Source organism: Pantoea sp. GL120224-02 (genome assembly GCF_900215395.1).
Taxonomy (GTDB): domain Bacteria; phylum Pseudomonadota; class Gammaproteobacteria; order Enterobacterales; family Enterobacteriaceae; genus Pantoea; species Pantoea communis.
This window is the reverse complement of sequence record NZ_OBEC01000002.1, coordinates 198,721-215,017: the sequence shown is the minus strand read 5'-3', so window position 1 is coordinate 215,017 and position 16,297 is coordinate 198,721. Positions and strand designations below refer to the sequence as shown.

The window sequence follows — 16,297 nt, the reverse complement described above, 5'->3', positions numbered from 1 at the left end:
AAGCTGATGCCTGACGGTTAATGACGCACGTCAATTCACCCAGCCGCTCTACTTTATCGGTCAATGCGCGGGACGGGGTGAAAAATGGAAAAGGTACTGATTGTTGACGATCATCCAATCACGCGATTAGCGCTCAAGATACTGCTTGAAGAAGATAATCGGGTAGTCGTAGGTGAAGTGGGCGATGGCATTCAGGCTATAAAGTTTGTGAAAAAACTGCAGCCGGATTTAGTGATTATTGATATCGATATCCCGGTGCTCAACGGTATCGATGTCATCAAGCGTGTGCGCCAGAGCGGGCACAAGAGAGGCATTCTGGTGCTCTCCGGCAAAGACAGCGAGCACTATATCCGTCGCTGTGCCATAGCGGGTGCCAACGGATTTATCAGTAAGTGCAAAGAGTTAACCGAGCTGAGAGATGCGATTCGCGCTATCAGCAAAGGATATGCCTTTTTCCCGATGAATTGTGCGCGTCAGGGCTTGCATCTTGAGGATGAAAACAGCGACCAGCGCAAAATTGACGAACTGTCGCCCAAAGAGCTGAATGTATTGCGGCAGCTGGCGCGCGGCGAGAAAGTGGTGGATATTGCGCGAGGCATGAACATCAGCGATAAGACCGTCAGCACCTATAAAAGCCGGCTGATGATGAAGCTGGAGTTAAAGAACCTGGTGGATGTGCTCGATTTTGCCCAGCGGCACAACCTGGATTGAGGCGCTGGGCATATCATGCGCTGAACTCGTCTTTGAGAAAGGTTTCGATAGCCTGATTCAACACATGCACGCAGCCCAGCGTTTCATCAAGCATCTGGCCGAGATGGCGTTCATCGGCTGGGGCGCTACAGGCTTGCTCTAATTCGCGGCACTGATCGGCAATCGAGACTGCGCCGATGATCTGCACCGAACCTGCCAGACGGTGCAGGCTGCGCTCCAGCGCGGGCCAGTCGCGATTGTCGAAACAGGCGCAGGCAACCTGCATATCATGCAAATTTTCATCGCGGGTAGCGCTGAGCAGGCGCTGCAGCATCTCGTTGTCCTGATGAGCCAGTTCGCGCAGGGCGTTGAGGTCGAGCAGATGATTCAGTGCGACATGGCCGGGATAGGGCACAACAGTCGGGCGCGGCACTCTTTGCAGCAGTGCTTCCAGCTGCGGCAGGCGCAACGGTTTGAACAGGCAGTCATCCATGCCTGCTTCGAGGCAGCGGGAACGCTCTTCCGGCTGTGCGTTGGCGGTCAGTCCCATAATGGTGAGCGGCTCGCGTTGTTTTTTACGCAGTTCGCGCGTCAGGGTGAAGCCATCCATCACCGGCATGCTGCAATCGGTGATCACCAAATCAATCTGGTTTTCCTGCCACAGCCACAGCGCCTGTTCGCCATCCTCGGCTTCGATCACTTTGTGTCCCAGTCGGGTGAGCTGGCGTTTCAGCAGCAGGCGGTTGGCGGGATGATCATCCACCGTCAGGATGGTTAACGGCAGGCCACAGGCATCCTGCTGGCGTATCGGTTCCACTGGCACGCTGACCGCTTCACGGCAATCTACCGGAATGCGTACGCAGATGCGGGTGCCGCGCCCCGGCTGGCTGTGCAGCGTCAGGCTGCCCGCCATCATCGCCACCATTTGTTCGCAAATCGCCAATCCAAGTCCGGTGCCGCGCTGTTTTTTGCCCGATGCGGACTGTTCGTAAGGATTGAATATCAGTTGCTGATCCTCTTCGCTGATGCCGATGCCGGTATCCTGCACCGTGAGTTCCAGCGTAGCGCGATCGCCTTCTCCAGGTTTGCTACGCACTTGTACTTCCACCGTGCCGCGCTCGGTGAATTTGATGGCGTTGCTGATCAGGTTGGAAAGGATTTGCCGCAGACGCATCGGATCCAGCAGCAGTTCATCTGGATGCAGCACATCAATCTGATAGTGCAGCAGCAATCCTTTCTGGCGCGCCAGCCCTTCGAACACGCGCACCACCGGTTCGGCCAGCGTATCGAAGCGCACCCATTCCGGCGACAGTTCCAGCTTGCCCGATTCGATTTTCGCCATGTCGAGGATATCGCCAATCAGCCCCATCAGCGATTGCGCGGATTCATAGGCGACGCGCACCGATTCTTTATCGCACGGTTGTTGCAGACGATTGGCGACCGCCAGCTCCAGTAAGCCAATAATCGCGCTGATCGGCGTGCGGATTTCGTGGCTCATAGTGGCGAGGAAGGTACTTTTGGTGCGGTTAGCTTGTTCGGCGCGCTCGCTGGCCTGCAGCAGATCGCGGGTCAGTTGTTCATGTTCCGTCACATCCTGCCAGCTGCAAATCATTCCGGCGATGTTGCCGTGATTATCGCGAAACGCCACTGCGCGGTGGATGACATCACGCAGTTCGTGGCCGTTATCGATCTGGCCGCGCTGTGGTGTCATCTCCATTGACGTTTGTTCCGCCAGTAAGGCCATTTGCGCCTGGCAAATAGCGTGCAACGGATGCGCGCTGTCGCTGAGCGGCAATTGGCTGATATTGGAGTGTGCATCGTTGAAGAACTGGCTCCAGGCCGGATTTTTGTTGGTCATCTCGCCTTTGTGGTCAATGACGTAAATCGGCACCGGCGTGCCGTTGAACAGGGTTTTCTGGAAGGTGGCCTGTTCCTGCAGTCGCGCCTGCGCCTCTTTACGCTGACGCACCGCGCGGTGCAGATGGTAGTTCCAGAACAGTGAGGTGATCACCAGCACCGCGAAGATTCCCGCCAGCCAGTAAAACTCGTGTCGATAGGCCATCCAGGTGTCGAGTTTGACATCGGGCGTGCCCTGCCATTTCATCGCCAGCAGCGAGATATCGCGCGGCGGGATGGTCGCCAGCACCTTGTTCAGGATGCTCAGCAGTTCCGGGTTATCGCGCCCTACGGCAAAGGCGATCCGCGCGGGATTTTCCCCGAGGCGCGAGACAATCTGCAGGCGATTACTGAAGTAACGATCGATCATGTAGCGCGCGGCAATCAGGTTATTCACCGCGCTATCCACCCGACCTTCATTCACCATCTGTAGTGCAATACTGGCGTTCTCAACGGTGACCAACTTGATGTGGGGGAAATTTTCCGTCAGCCAGCCGGTGAGCTCATGCTGGGGCGTAATCGCCAGCGTGTCGGTGTCATTGAGTGATTTGGGCGCACCCAGCGTGTTTTTGCTCACCAGCACATACGGCGGCAGCACGTAAGGGCGGGAGAAGAGGGCGCGCGCTTCACGCTGCGGGCTGTGGGCCAGCGAGCCAACCAGCTCAACTTCATGGCGGCTGAGCCGGTCGAACATTGCGTTGACGGAAGAGGCTTCGATCATGGTGAAGTCGATACCGGTGCGCAGATGAATCAAACGCAGTAAGTCTGCAGTCATACCGTTAAATTTGTTGTGCCGATCTTTTAGCGTGAAAGGCGCATCGAGCGGGTTCATCACCACGCGCAGCGTCTGATGCTGAGCCAGCCAGCGTCGCTCACGGTCAGTGAGTTGCAGAGGCGCCGCCGCCATCATCGGCGGCATGCTTTGCACCCATTGATGGAAGATGGCTTTGTGCTGCTGCAAGGGAATGGCATTCAGCACCGCATTGACGCCCCGATACAGTGGCGCATTGCGGATGGGAAAGACAAAGCGCGGTCCAGCATCGGTGGGCTCAAAAATGCGTATCACGGAGAGCGTCGAGGCGTAGTTGCGTTCAATCAGGTAATTGGCGGTGTTGAGATTGCCAATAAAGTAGTCGTTTTCGCCAAAGGCTAATGACGCCAACGCACTGAGCGCAGAAGGATAGCGGGTGATTTTCGCTTCCGGATAGCGCGCCTCGATCCAGGCGTCGCTCAGGTAGCCTCGCGGCATGGCGATCTGCATCGGCGAATTATCATCACTCATTTCAGACATGATGTTATCGCGTGACACCATCGCAGGGTAATCAGAGGCAAACGGGGTACTTAATAATAGCTCTGCGCCAGTGGGTTCCGGGCTGCCCGCGCTGTCCACCAGCATATCGACCTTGCCTTGCTGCAGCGCATCGAGCGCCGCACTGCGACTGCTGTAATAGTGCGTGTTGATGTGTAAACCGAGGTAATGCAGAACTAAAGCGGTGTAGTCGGCGGAGATACCTTCCAGCGTGTTGGCATCGATGACCATATCGAACGGCGGATTTTCAGGCGCGTAAATCGCAACGCTGACTTCGCGCTTTTCGCCCAGCCAGCGCCAGTCGTTGTCGGGGAGATCAAAGGTCAGCAGGACATTTTGTTCACGGCTGACCAACTGCATGATGCGGGGATCTTCAGCCCTGACTGGCTGGCTCATCAGGCAGAGCATCAGGCCAATCAGGAGGAGTAATTTAACCATCACTCTGTCAGGCGATATTATTGCGTTTGGCAAACTCGTAAAGGCCGACCATATTTTGAATGTCGAGCTTTTCCATTAATCGGCGTTTGTAAGTGCTTACCGTTTTATCACTGATTTTCATCCGCTGTGCCATTTCCACCACTTTCATTCCTTTGGATAAATACACCAGCACCTGCAATTCTTTACTGGAGAGGCCGGCAATTTTATTTTTGTCTTCCTGAATATCATCCGGTAAACCCTGACGTCGGCGATTTAAAGGAAAGAAGCCATAACCGGCATTAATCGCGCGAATGGCATCGTGCAATTCGGTCATGTTATTGCGCTTGCTAATAAAACCATCGGCACCGGCAGTGGCGCTGCGCTTGATGTAGTGGTCAACGTCCTTGCCGGTCAGCACCAGAATGCCGCCGTTAAAGCCGTTGTGGCGCAGCCTCTGTACCAGATCGATGCCGTTGTAAGAGGGCATATCGATATCCACGATGATCAAATCCGGCGACAGTTTTTTGGTTAGCGCTAATGCTTCAAATCCGTCATCCGTTTCGCCCACCACATTCATGTTGTCCGTTTCAAGCAGCAGTCTTAATGCCATCCGAACCACCGGATGGTCATCAACGATAAGAACTTCCTTCATATGGCTGTCCTGTTTATTGCGGTGAATGGAATATTCATAAGGATTGGTTTTATTGGTTAGCAGATTTTAAGAGTAAAGTTTAAATGGCGCAAATAATTATTTTGTAAGGTTTTCCTGATGCAATAAATATCATGACCTGACGGATTATTTATATATTCACTATGGTTTTTAATCAGTTTTCTAATTATGCGGTGAGTCTTTTAAATTCAGTGATGTCACTGGGTGTTAAGGTGATGATTTCGACGTGAAAGCAGTAAAAAGTTATCACTGTGGGTAAATGTTAAGGTGTGCAGGTAGTGGTCTTATCGGGGCGAGAAGAGAAATCAGAGTCTCGCGTCGGAAAGACGAAGTGTGACCTTGTTTAGATTGGGTTTAATTTTACCTGAAGGTAAAGTTATTTATGTGATCCTAAGAGTAACGTCATAAAATGTCACTAAACTCATAGTCATGCCAGTAAGTAACCTTGCATAAATAAACAAGTGAAGTTGGACCAATATGCTGTTTTAAATGATTAAATTTATGTTTTTGTTGTGATTTTTTATCGGTAAATAAAGCATCATCACCTCTGATTTCCAGAGTGTGATTAATTCAACACTGAATGGTTATTAGCGATGTTAATTAACGGTCTAATTAACCAAAACATGACCCCGGTCATCTCGTTACAAATAAACAATATTAAACTGGGCTTTTGTTTTTACTCTCCTTTTTCCATTTTATTGTCAACCGCACGGGGTGAAATATGACCGTTGTTCCTTTTCGTCCAGATCGATCGGATTCATCTGATCGACCCTTATATCAGCTCGACAGTGCCAGCGCTTTTATCCGTTTAAACAGCTCGCCCAGTGGCTTGCCGACCGAAGAGGCGCAGGCGCGTCTGGCGGCTAACGGGCGCAACGTGCTGCCACAGAAAGCCGAAAAATCACTGCTGATGCGCTTTCTGGCGCATTTTAAAGATGTGCTGATCTACATCCTGCTGGCGGCAGCGCTGATTACCGCGGTGATGGGCCACTGGGTGGATACCTTTGTCATTCTCGGCGTTGCTGTCATCAATGCACTGATTGGATTTATCCAGGAAAGTAACGCCGAGAAGTCATTGAAAAGCATTCAGAACATGCTGTCGAACGAAGCGATGGTATTGCGGGATGGACGGCAGATGACGGTACCGACCGAAGAGCTGGTGGTCGGTGACGTGGTGTTGCTGCGTCCTGGCGACAAAATCCCTGCCGATCTGCGTTTGTTCGACGTGCACAATTTGCGGGTAGAAGAAGCCATCCTCACTGGGGAATCCACGGTGGTGTCCAAATTAAGCGATGCGCTGGAAGGCGAAAAGTCGCTCGGCGATCGGCTGAATCTGGCTTATTCCGGTACTACGGTGAGTTCTGGCACTGCCGCAGGTGTGGTGATCGCCACTGGCGGTGATACCGAGTTGGGGCACATCAACGCGATGATCTCCTCCATCGAAGAAGCAAAAACGCCATTGCTGGTGCAGATTGAAAAACTCGGTAAGGCGATTTTCTACATCATTTTGCTGATGATGGCCGCGCTGTTCGTGTTCGGTTATCTGCTGCGCGACATCCCGCTGGCGGAGTTGCTGCTGGCGGTGATCAGCCTGGCGGTCGCGGCGGTGCCAGAAGGTTTACCGGCGATTATCTCAATCATTCTCTCACTCGGCGTGCAGTCGATGGCGCGCAATCACGCCATCATTCGTAAGCTGCCAACGGTCGAAACTCTCGGCGCCATGTCGGTGATCTGCTCCGATAAAACCGGCACGCTCACCATGAACGAAATGACGGTGAAAGCGCTGGTGCTGGCCAACAGTCACTGGCGCATCAGTGGCAACAGCTATGAGCCGAAAGGGGAGTTTCATCTGGAAAGCGGCCAGCGTGATGAGGCGCTGCTCAACGGCTTTTTACAGACGGTAGATATCTGCAACGAGAGCCAACTGAGGCAGGATAATCAGGGGCACTGGGGGATTGTCGGTGGCCCCACCGAGGGCGCGCTCAAAGTATTGGCGGCGAAAGCGGGCATCAACTCGGAATCCGTGCAGGTACTGAGCAAGCTGCCGTTTGACTCGGCCTACAAATACATGGCCGTGAGCTGTTTGATTGATGGCAAGGCGTGTCTGCTGCTGACCGGTGCACCGGATGTGCTGCTCGCGCTGTGCCAGCAGCAGCAAGGCGAAAACGGCGCCGAAGCGCTTGATCGTGATTACTGGAACGCCGCAATCACCACTTATGCCAGCGAAGGGTTGCGCACCGTGGCCGCCGCCTGGCGCTGGCTACCGGAAGGCCGACAGCAGATCGATCACGCCGATCTGCGCGAGGGCATGATGATGCTGGGTCTGGCGTGCATGATGGATCCGCCTCGTCCGGAAGCGATTACCGCCATACGCGACTGCCAGCAGGCCGGGATTCGCGTCAAAATGATCACCGGCGATCACCCGGAAACGGCGATGGCCATCGGTCAGATGTTAGGCATCGGCAACAGTGACAGCGCCGTCACCGGCTATCAGCTGGAGCACATGGATGATGCGGAACTGGGCAAAGCGGCTCGTGAGTACGACATTTTCGCACGCACCAGCCCGGAACATAAGCTGCGTCTGGTGAAAGCGCTGGCAGAGAGCGGGGAGATCGTCGGGATGACCGGCGATGGCGTGAATGATGCCCCTGCGCTGAAACAGGCCAATGTCGGCATCGCCATGGGCATCAAAGGCACCGAGGTGACCAAAGAGTCGGCGGATATGATTCTGGCGGATGATAACTTCGCGACTATCGCGGCGGCGGTGAAAGAGGGGCGTCGCGTTTACGATAACCTGAAGAAAACTATCCTGTTTGTGATGCCGACCAACCTCGCGCAGGGGCTGTTGATCATCATCGCCATTCTGATGGGCAATCTATTACCGCTGACGCCGGTGCAGATTCTCTGGATGAATATGGCGACCTCAGCAACACTCTCATTTGGGCTGGCATTCGAAGCCGCCGAGCGTAATATCATGTGTCGGCCGCCGCGTAACGTACGCAGCCATGTGATGGATGGTTACGCCATCTGGCGAGTGGTTTTTGTCGGGTTACTGATTTCGATTAGCGCCTTTGTACTGGAAGCCTGGTTGCAGCCGCGTGGTTATTCGCCGGAGTTTATCCGCACGGTGCTGTTGCAGATGCTGGTGACTGCCCAGTGGGCGTATATGCTCAACTGCCGCAATAGCAATAGCTTCTCACTGGATGCTGGCTTGCTGAAAAATCGCGGTATCTGGCTGGTGACGCTGGTGCTGGTGGCGCTGCAGGCGATGATTATTTATCTGCCGCTGATGAATACGCTGTTTGGCACCGAGCCACTGCCGGTTAAATATTGGTTTATTTCGCTGGCGGTCAGCGCCGGGATATTTGTGCTGGTGGAAATTGAGAAGCATCTGACGCGCGGCTGGCGCGTCGCCCGATAACTCACTCTGGCTGGCGCAGTGCCAGCCAGACTTTTTTCAGCAAGAAGGTGAGAGGAATCGCCAGTATCGCACCGGTCATGCCCAGCAGCGCTTGCCAGAACAGGAAGGCCAGCAGCTGCACGGTCAGGGTGAGATTGAGGCGCTTGCCGAGCATCAGCGGTTCCAGCACCGAACTGAGCAGCAGGTTCAGCACCACAAAGAATCCCACCATCATCAGGCTGGTTTGAGTATCGAACAGGATAAAGGTTTGTATCACCGGCGGAATGGCCGCGAGAAAGGAACCGAGCACCGGAATGTAGTTGAAGATAAACATCAGCACGCCCCACAAAAAGGCGAACTTCAATCCCAGCAGATGCGCCATGCCCCAGACAATCACGCCGCCCAGCAGGCCGGTCAGCGTTTTCACCCGCGCATAAACAATCACACTCTGAATCCCTTCTTCCAAAGCGATAAACAGCGCAGTGTGCTGTTTACTGGCGCGCAGGGTGCGTTTCAGCAGCGGCAGCTCAATCAGCATAAACAGCAGCATCAGGAACACCATCAGCCACCACGAAAGCAGGCCGGGGATTAACGACAGTTGATAGGTGACAAAGCGCACCACCGCACCGGCATCGACAAAATTCAGCATCTCATCGGCGGTGAGGGCAATGCCCATCTGGCTCAGAGAGAGCGTCAGGTATTGCAGCTTGGCTGCTACCAGATTGGGTGCCTGACGGCTGAGTTTGATCAGGTCGGGCGCGGAGGCGCTAAGTGACATGATGGTGATGACGATCAGCAGCAGCAAAATCACAATCACCAGCAGAGAAGAGAGCGTACGTGGGATGCCGCGTCGCGCCAGGCGGCTAATCAGTGGATCGAGCATCACGGCAAGAAATATCGCCAGCAGCACCTGGTTGATCAGCGGCGCACCAAGGCGCAGCCCAAACAGCACAAGGGTCAGACATGCGAGCAAAATAAGCGCCTGCGCTAGCGGCGCGAAAGATTTTAACCAACCCTGGTACATCGATGCAGTTCTCCGGTAAACGGGCGGTTGCCGTGTGCAGCAACCGCCTGACAGGGAAAGGCCTTACTCGCGAGATTTCCCCTCTTCAATAAACTCTTCGTCGATCTCCTCGACATTGTCGCGGTTGTCGCGCCCGGAGAGCAGGTTCCAGCAGGCGATAAACAGCGCGGCAATCAACGGGCCGATGACAAAGCCATTGATACCGTAAACTTCCATGCCGCCCAGCGTCGAGATCAGGATCAAGTAGTCAGGCATTTTGGTGTCTTTTCCGACCAGCAGCGGACGTAAAATGTTGTCTACCAGACCGACGATTACCACAAAGAAGCCGACCAGGAACAGACCCTTCCATATCGCGCTGGTGGCGAAGAAGAAGATCGCCGCAGGCACCCAAACGATGGCGGAACCGACCGCCGGGATCAGCGACAGGAACGCCATCAACGCACCCCACAGCAAGCTGCCGTCAATGCCGGTGAACCAGAAGGCAAGACCGCCCAACACGCCCTGAACCACCGCGACCACCACCGTGCCTTTGACGGTAGCGCGTGAGACGGCGGCAAATTTCACCATCAGGTGATGCTTCACATAGGTAGAGAGCGGCAGTGCTTCCAGTATCAGATTCACCAGCCATGGGCCATCCTTCAACAGGAAGAACAGCAGATACAGCATCACGCCGAAGCCAACCGTAAAGGTGAACGTTCCTTTACCGATCATGAACACGCTGCCTGCCATGTATTGGCCGCCTTTGAGGGCAAATTCAGACAGTTTCTGCTGAATCTGGCCGGCATTGTTGAGGTTGTGTTCCGCGAGATAACTCTGTGCCCAGTTCGGTAAGTGCTGCATTAATTCGGCAAACACCGTCGGGAACTGTGACGAACTGTTCTGCAGTTTGCTGTACACCGTATTGACTTCAACTACCATCGACGAGGTGATAATCGCTAATGGCGTGAACACGATCAGACAGATGATCGCCAGAGTGGCAAAGGCAGCGAGCCCGTTACGATCACCCATTTTGCGGCGCAGCAATGACTTCAGCGGATGGAAGATCACCGCCAGAATGGCTGCCCAAAAAATGGCAGAGAAGTATGGTGTCAGCACATCAAAAAAGGCGTAGGTGACTATCGCCAAAATAACAATAAAGAAGCCGAAGTTAAGTCCTTTAATACGCATTCAATTGTCTCGTGAGTAAACGTGGCGATTGAACTATAGAACGTGATTAGCGGAATGTAATGCTTTTAAGCCACGCGTGCGGACATCGGATGTCCCGATTTGTCCTGCTGATGTCTGCAACCGGGCTGGCGCGTTTGAGGTAACACGGTGATGATGGTGAAAAATCTGACTGGAGATGAACCATGCTGGAACTGCGTCCCAACTGCGAATGCTGCGATAAAGACTTACCGCCGGACTCACCCGATGCGCGCATCTGCTCGTTCGAATGTACCTTTTGTGTCGACTGCGTGGAAACTACGCTGAATCATCGCTGCCCGAACTGTGAGGGAGAACTGGTGCGCCGTCCGGTGCGCCCGGCCGCAGCGTTAGCACGTCATCCGGCCTCGACCACGCGTCATTTATCGGCTGCCGCGACACGCTGAATGAGTTCGCGCAACTGCGCTTCGTTGAAGACTTCAATGCCGTGCTGGCGCAGCAGCGTGCGAGAGATGAGCAACTTATCGCTGCCATTATAACGAACCGTCAATCCCATCAGGCAGGCACTGACTAATATTCTTTCCATGACTCCATCCTTCGGAAATAAATCGCAGCGGTAACGTAATATTCTAACGCTGATATCGAAGTTGAAATAAAAATCCATTAAGCGAGTTAAAGCCTGCCCTATATTTAGCGCGATATTAATCACGATTGTGAATTAATCGAGGTGCTGCAGGATTCTAACGTATTAATGCCGGGTAAATTGATGAATAACGCTGAAGTCTGGTTAATGAAAGGGTTTGCCGACGCAGGTTGAAGGGAATGGTATTGATTTAGCAGTGTTTTATCGAATGGTGGTTGTGTGGTTATCGTTGGGGGCAGGTTCGTTTCTATCACCACGACGGTGCGAAATTTATCAAACCGCTATTCTGGTCAGAGCACAGACCTTATTTGTGCATCAGATCCCTCGCACAGCAGATTATTTTTCTGCGCCATTTTATTTTTACGGTTTTTTCCGAAAAGCAGGGGTTTTTAAAAGAATTTTGCATTTTAAAATGGTATTGTTTATCCGCAATGCTAGTGATGTGGCGTTGTGTGCTTCAGTTTTACCCTCAATTTTAGGGTTTACCCGCTTTATGCAATTTATGGAAATAGCATTCTCCACCCGATCCTCGCGATCGGGTTTCTTTCCTCTCCGCTGTAGTATGAATCCGCTGACTTTAAGACCAGATAATGTCAGAAAAGACACAACCGTTAAGAAATCGATAATTTGCAGTAATTTAATGTAAGTCTGCGGTTTTTAAGAGTTTTGGAAATCCTCTTTTGCTTTTGATTGGTGAATAGTGTCTCTCGACGGCGCAGTAACTGCCGTTATCATTGGAGGCAACATCATGAAAAAAACAACATTAAGTCTTATTGCGTCACTTATTGCATGCAGCACACTGTTCTCTTCCGTCTCCTGGGCAGATGGCCCGGGCGACCAGCGCTGGCAGCAGCACGGCGGCGACCAGCATCAGGATCATGGGCGCGGCCCTGACCATGGCGGCGATCGCGGCCCCGATCATGGCTACAACCATGGCCCGGACCGTGGCCCGGATCACCATGACCGTTATGCCGACCATCGTGGCCCAGATGGACACCATGACGGCGATCACTTCGCCTGGAACGGCCATGACTTCCGTCGCGGTCACCCGATGCCGCCAGAATTCCGTGGCCCGCACTATCGCGTAGATGACTGGCGTGAACGCCGTCTGCCAGAGCCGCCGCGCGGTGAGTACTGGTCTTACATTGACGGTAATTACGTCCTGATTGCTGCCGCCACTGGCGTGATCACCTCGCTGCTGCTGAACGGCGCATTTAACTAATCACCCCCACGGATGGCTACGGCCATCCGTGTTTCTCTCTGCTTTATGCCCTCACCAGGTTATTCTCTATGCGACCCTTTTTTCCCTACAACGCGCTAAGGAGTCATGATGACCGTGGTAAAAATGGTGGCAGTAGACAAGGACGGCACCTTTCTCGACGATAAAAAGCAGTACAACCGGGCTCGTTTTCAGGCTTGTTATGAAGAGATGAAACGGCGCGGCATCAAATTTGTGGTCGCCAGTGGCAATCAATATTACCAACTCAAATCCTTCTTCCCCGATATCTCCAGCGAAATTGCCTTCGTCGCCGAAAACGGTGCATGGATCATCGATCGCGATGAAGAGCTGTTCTGCGGCGCATTCAGCCGTGACGATATCGATGCGGTACTCGACACCCTGCACAACGGGCACTACCCGGAACTGCGTTATATCCTCTGCGGACGTGAAAGTGCTTACTACTTCGAAGGTCTCGACGAGAGCTGGCTGGTGAAGATGCGCCACTACTGCCACCGTCTGAAGCCGATTCGCAGCCTCGATGAGGTCGCGGATGACAAACTCTTCAAGTTCGCCCTCAATCTCTCCGATGATTATGTTGAACCGTTAATGGCCGATATCGAACGCCTGCATCAGGGTTCGGCCGCAGCGACCTCCAGCGGCCACGGATCTGTGGATCTGATTGTGCCAGGCAATCACAAAGGCCATGGGCTCGATCTGCTCGGCAAACGTTGGGGCATCGATCGCAGCGAGATTTTGGTGTTTGGCGATGGCGGTAACGATCTGGAGATGTTGCAGCAATCGGGATTTAGCTTCGCCATGGCGAATGCACCGCAAAAAGTGAAAGATGCCGCACGCTATGAAGCGCCCAGCAACAATGAAGAGGGCGTGCTGCAGGTGATCGAACAGATGCTGGCGGGCAAACCGCCGTTTAGCCTCTGAGCGTCATCTGACACTTAATTCATTGTTTGCTTAGCCGATGCGCGAGGCGTATGCAGGCGCGGCGAGATGAAGCTGCACGACATTGCGCTGTAAAGTGGCGGGAAAGTCATGTTGTGCGGGTGTGCTTTGGCGCGCCCGCACCGTCTAAATCAACCGATGTTATGCAACGTGCCAGGCCGCAGTAATCATCTCGGTGAGGGTGGGGGCATCGTAACTGACCCAGCCGTTTTTACTGTTGGCGCGCGCGACAATCCAGTCAACGTCGGTGGCGCTCAAGGTCGGCCCATCCTGCCAGAAGGGCACAATCGCATGCTGCTGCAGCCAGGCTTTCAGCGCTAACGCTGGCGGCGCCGGATCGTCCGGTAGTAGCGCTTGCCCCAGCTGTGCCATCAAACGCTGCTGTTCAGCGTGCTCGGTTTCCGCCAGCACATCGAGGAATGGGAACAGCAAACGTCCACACACTTCTCCGTGATGGAAAGGTTTGATGGCGCCCAGTTCACCGGCAATCCCATGAATCACGCCCAATCCCGCACTGCTCAGGCAGACACCGCCCAGCCAGGAAGCCATCATCATCGCTTCTCGTGCTTCATCACCTTGTGCATCGTCACGATTCAGGTTTGGCCACGCCTGAAAGAACAGCCGCAACCCATTTAGCGCCGTTTGTTGGGTAAACAGATTGCCTTTGCGCGACAGATACGCTTCAAACAGATGGGTAAATGCATCAATGGCGCAGGTGGCGAGTACGCTATCTGGTGTGCCCTTGAGCAAATCGGCATCCAGAATGGCCACCTGTGGTACAAACACCGGATGGCGCAACGAGGCTTTCACCTGAATATGCTGCTGATCGGTCACCACGGCGTTTTGCGTCGCCTCGCTGCCCGTTCCCGCTGTGGTGGGAATGGCGATCAGCGGCAGAGTGATCGCCTGAACCGGCGTATCACCCACTTTCTCCAGGTAACGTGCGGTATTCAGCGGATGCTGCATCATGGCGCTGAAAGCTTTAGCGGCATCCAGCACGCTGCCGCCGCCGATCGCCACTACGCGATCCACATGGCCGCGCCAGCGATTCACCCAGGCATCAATTTCATCGGGCGAGGCTTCATGGCTGACAATTTCATAGCCCAAAATCTGGTCATTGAGTGCCGCACCCAGTCTTTGCCAGGCGGGACCGTTAAGGAAAGATCGGCCACAAAACAGCAATGTCGGTTGGGGATGGGCAGCCAGCAGCGGCAATAATCGGTCAATGCTGCCACGTCCAAACAGGGTTTGTTGATTACTGTACAACTCGATCAGATTCTCACTCACCTGCAGATCCTTTTTTGAAGGGCGTAGAGACCTTAGTGTAACCAAAAGTGGTGACGCCCCCGCTGCAAACATTCTGATAACTGCCTGGCAAAAAGTTGATCACCTTCGCAAAACAGAAATTCCCCCCGCACGGCTGATGCTTTGTGCGCAATGTTACCCTTAACATGATACCCGTAACATTGTGCGGCAGACCGCGTGCCTCTCAGCGATGTCAACGAATCGACTGTCCTTTGGGATCAACAAAACAAACCGCTGCCGACATGCTGTCGTGCGCAAAAGTGGAGAAAAATTATGCCATTACTCTATGTGGCGATTGGCGTAGCCTTACTGCTGCTGTTAATGATTCGCTTCAAGCTGAACGGATTTATTGCGCTGATACTGGTCGCGCTGGCGGTGGGCATGATGCAGGGTATGCCCGTCAACAAAGTGATTGGATCGATCAAAACCGGCGTGGGCGGCACACTTGGTAGTCTGGCGCTGATCATGGGCTTTGGCGCGATGTTGGGAAAACTGCTGGCTGACTGCGGCGGTGCCCAGCGTATTGCCACCACGCTGATTGCTAAATTTGGTCAAAAACACATTCAGTGGGCGCTGGTCTTAACCGGCTTCACGGTGGGCTTCGCGCTGTTCTATGAAGTGGGCTTTGTGTTGATGCTGCCGCTGGTGTTCAGCATTGCGGCATCCGCGCGCGTACCGCTGTTGTACGTCGGCGTGCCGATGGCTGCGGCACTCTCTGTGACACACGGTTTCCTGCCTCCGCATCCTGGCCCTACCGCGATTGCGACGCTGTTCAACGCCGATATGGGTAAAACGCTGCTGTATGGCACCCTGCTGGGTATTCCGACCGTGATTCTGGCGGGCCCGGTGTATGCGCGCTTCCTGAAAGGCATCGACAAACCGATTCCTGAAGGTTTGTGGAACCCGAAAACCTTTACCGAAGCGGAAATGCCCGGCTTTGGCGTCAGCGTCTGGACGGCGTTAGTGCCGGTAGTGCTGATGGCCTTGCGTGCCGTGGCGGAGATGGTGTTGCCGAAAGGGCATCTGTTGTTGCCGTATGCGGAGTTCTTTGGTGACCCGATTATGGCAACGCTGATTGCGGTACTGATCGCCATCTTCACCTTTGGTCTGAACCGTGGACGTAGCATGGATGAAGTGATGGGCACCATCACCGACTCGATCAAAATCATCGCCATGATGCTGTTGATCATTGGTGGCGGCGGGGCGTTCAAGCAGGTGCTGGTGGACAGCGGTGTCGATAAATACATCGCGAGTATGATGCACGAGACCAATGTATCGCCGATCTTTATGGCGTGGTCCATCGCGGCGGTGTTGCGTATCGCATTGGGTTCAGCCACCGTGGCGGCGATTACCGCCGGCGGGATCGTTGCACCACTGATTGCCACCAGCGGTGCCAGCCCGGAACTGATGGTGATTGCCGTGGGTTCCGGCAGCGTGATCTTCTCTCACGTCAACGATCCGGGCTTCTGGCTGTTCAAGGAATACTTCAACCTGACCATCGGTGAAACCATCCGCTCCTGGTCCGCGCTGGAAACCATTATTTCGGTGTGTGGTTTGGTCGGCTGTTTGCTGCTGGCTAACGTGATCTGAAGGAAATTAGCTGAGGCGATGTGCCTCAGCTTTC

At 53.9% G+C, this 16,297-nt stretch carries 12 protein-coding genes and 1 pseudogene; 7 read left to right on the top strand and 6 right to left on the bottom strand.

The window, feature by feature from the left end; all coding sequences use genetic code 11:
* Window positions 1–84 precede the first annotated feature (84 nt).
* Complete coding sequence (locus CRO33_RS05900; protein WP_097117451.1) at window positions 85–711, top strand: response regulator; 627 nt, start codon at window positions 85–87, stop codon at window positions 709–711.
* Window positions 712–724: 13 nt separating this feature from the next.
* Here the strand turns inward: CRO33_RS05900 and CRO33_RS05895 are convergent, their stop codons facing one another.
* Both CRO33_RS05895 and CRO33_RS05890 read right to left on the bottom strand, forming a co-directional pair.
* Complete coding sequence (locus CRO33_RS05895) at window positions 725–4,333, bottom strand: ATP-binding protein (protein ID WP_097117450.1); 3,609 nt, start codon at window positions 4,331–4,333, stop codon at window positions 725–727.
* Between the two features lie 7 nt (window positions 4,334–4,340).
* On the bottom strand, window positions 4,341–4,964 hold the full coding sequence (locus CRO33_RS05890) for a response regulator (protein ID WP_034828290.1): 624 nt from the start codon (window positions 4,962–4,964) through the stop codon (window positions 4,341–4,343).
* Between the two features lie 739 nt (window positions 4,965–5,703).
* On the opposite strand from CRO33_RS05890, the gene CRO33_RS05885 reads away from it, so the two are divergent.
* A complete protein-coding gene (locus CRO33_RS05885; RefSeq protein WP_097117449.1) occupies window positions 5,704–8,403 on the top strand; it encodes a cation-transporting P-type ATPase in 2,700 nt (899 codons plus the stop codon).
* Window position 8,404: 1 nt separating this feature from the next.
* On the opposite strand, the gene CRO33_RS05880 is transcribed toward CRO33_RS05885, so the two are convergent.
* Together CRO33_RS05880 and CRO33_RS05875 are read right to left on the bottom strand one after the other, a co-directional pair.
* Window positions 8,405–9,406: an AI-2E family transporter gene (locus CRO33_RS05880; protein WP_034828294.1), complete on the bottom strand. Its 1,002-nt coding sequence runs from the start codon at window positions 9,404–9,406 to the stop codon at window positions 8,405–8,407.
* Window positions 9,407–9,469: 63 nt separating this feature from the next.
* Window positions 9,470–10,573 (bottom strand): AI-2E family transporter, encoded by a 1,104-nt coding sequence (locus CRO33_RS05875; protein ID WP_097117448.1) that lies wholly within the window; start codon window positions 10,571–10,573, stop codon window positions 9,470–9,472.
* 182 nt (window positions 10,574–10,755) lie between these two features.
* Here CRO33_RS05875 and CRO33_RS05870 point away from each other — a divergent pair, with 182 nt between their 5' ends.
* Window positions 10,756–10,995, top strand: a complete 240-nt coding sequence (locus CRO33_RS05870) for a DUF1272 domain-containing protein (RefSeq protein ID WP_097117447.1) — start codon at window positions 10,756–10,758, stop codon at window positions 10,993–10,995.
* Here the strand turns inward: CRO33_RS05870 and CRO33_RS24545 are convergent.
* On the bottom strand, window positions 10,968–11,135 hold the full coding sequence (locus tag CRO33_RS24545) for a hypothetical protein (protein WP_176505734.1): 168 nt from the start codon (window positions 11,133–11,135) through the stop codon (window positions 10,968–10,970). The genes CRO33_RS05870 and CRO33_RS24545 overlap by 28 nt on opposite strands.
* 214 nt (window positions 11,136–11,349) lie before the next feature.
* Between CRO33_RS24545 and CRO33_RS24390 the strand changes: the two genes are divergently transcribed.
* From CRO33_RS24390 to CRO33_RS05860, 3 genes are all read left to right on the top strand, one after another.
* Window positions 11,350–11,838, top strand: coding sequence for a hypothetical protein (locus tag CRO33_RS24390; RefSeq protein WP_141399004.1), 489 nt, complete (start codon window positions 11,350–11,352; stop codon window positions 11,836–11,838).
* A gap of 102 nt (window positions 11,839–11,940) precedes the next feature.
* A complete protein-coding gene (locus tag CRO33_RS05865) occupies window positions 11,941–12,414 on the top strand; it encodes an RcnB family protein (RefSeq protein WP_034828301.1) in 474 nt (157 codons plus the stop codon).
* Between the two features lie 108 nt (window positions 12,415–12,522).
* On the top strand, window positions 12,523–13,350 hold the full coding sequence (locus CRO33_RS05860) for a Cof-type HAD-IIB family hydrolase (RefSeq protein ID WP_097117446.1): 828 nt from the start codon (window positions 12,523–12,525) through the stop codon (window positions 13,348–13,350).
* A 159-nt stretch (window positions 13,351–13,509) separates the two neighbouring features.
* On the opposite strand, the pseudogene CRO33_RS05855 reads toward CRO33_RS05860, so the two are convergent.
* Window positions 13,510–14,821 (bottom strand): annotated as a pseudogene (locus tag CRO33_RS05855) (iron-containing alcohol dehydrogenase).
* A gap of 125 nt (window positions 14,822–14,946) precedes the next feature.
* On the opposite strand from CRO33_RS05855, the gene gntT reads away from it, so the two are divergent.
* Window positions 14,947–16,263: a gluconate transporter gene (gntT, locus tag CRO33_RS05850; RefSeq protein ID WP_045816524.1), complete on the top strand. Its 1,317-nt coding sequence runs from the start codon at window positions 14,947–14,949 to the stop codon at window positions 16,261–16,263.
* Window positions 16,264–16,297: the final 34 nt, after the last annotated feature.

What these genes read in the sequence shown, in the direction of transcription:
- CRO33_RS05890 (WP_034828290.1), bottom strand. Translation starts at nt 4,964, where the DNA reads ATGAAGGAAGTTCTTATCGTTGATGACCATCCGGTGGTTCGGATGGCA.
- CRO33_RS05900 (WP_097117451.1), top strand. Translation starts at nt 85, where the DNA reads ATGGAAAAGGTACTGATTGTTGACGATCATCCAATCACGCGATTAGCG.
- CRO33_RS05875 (WP_097117448.1), bottom strand. Translation starts at nt 10,573, where the DNA reads ATGCGTATTAAAGGACTTAACTTCGGCTTCTTTATTGTTATTTTGGCG.
- CRO33_RS05870 (WP_097117447.1), top strand. Translation starts at nt 10,756, where the DNA reads ATGCTGGAACTGCGTCCCAACTGCGAATGCTGCGATAAAGACTTACCG.
- CRO33_RS05880 (WP_034828294.1), bottom strand. Translation starts at nt 9,406, where the DNA reads ATGTACCAGGGTTGGTTAAAATCTTTCGCGCCGCTAGCGCAGGCGCTT.
- CRO33_RS05885 (WP_097117449.1), top strand. Translation starts at nt 5,704, where the DNA reads ATGACCGTTGTTCCTTTTCGTCCAGATCGATCGGATTCATCTGATCGA.
- CRO33_RS24545 (WP_176505734.1), bottom strand. Translation starts at nt 11,135, where the DNA reads ATGGAAAGAATATTAGTCAGTGCCTGCCTGATGGGATTGACGGTTCGT.
- gntT (WP_045816524.1), top strand. Translation starts at nt 14,947, where the DNA reads ATGCCATTACTCTATGTGGCGATTGGCGTAGCCTTACTGCTGCTGTTA.
- CRO33_RS05860 (WP_097117446.1), top strand. Translation starts at nt 12,523, where the DNA reads ATGACCGTGGTAAAAATGGTGGCAGTAGACAAGGACGGCACCTTTCTC.
- CRO33_RS05865 (WP_034828301.1), top strand. Translation starts at nt 11,941, where the DNA reads ATGAAAAAAACAACATTAAGTCTTATTGCGTCACTTATTGCATGCAGC.
- CRO33_RS05895 (WP_097117450.1), bottom strand. Translation starts at nt 4,333, where the DNA reads ATGGTTAAATTACTCCTCCTGATTGGCCTGATGCTCTGCCTGATGAGC.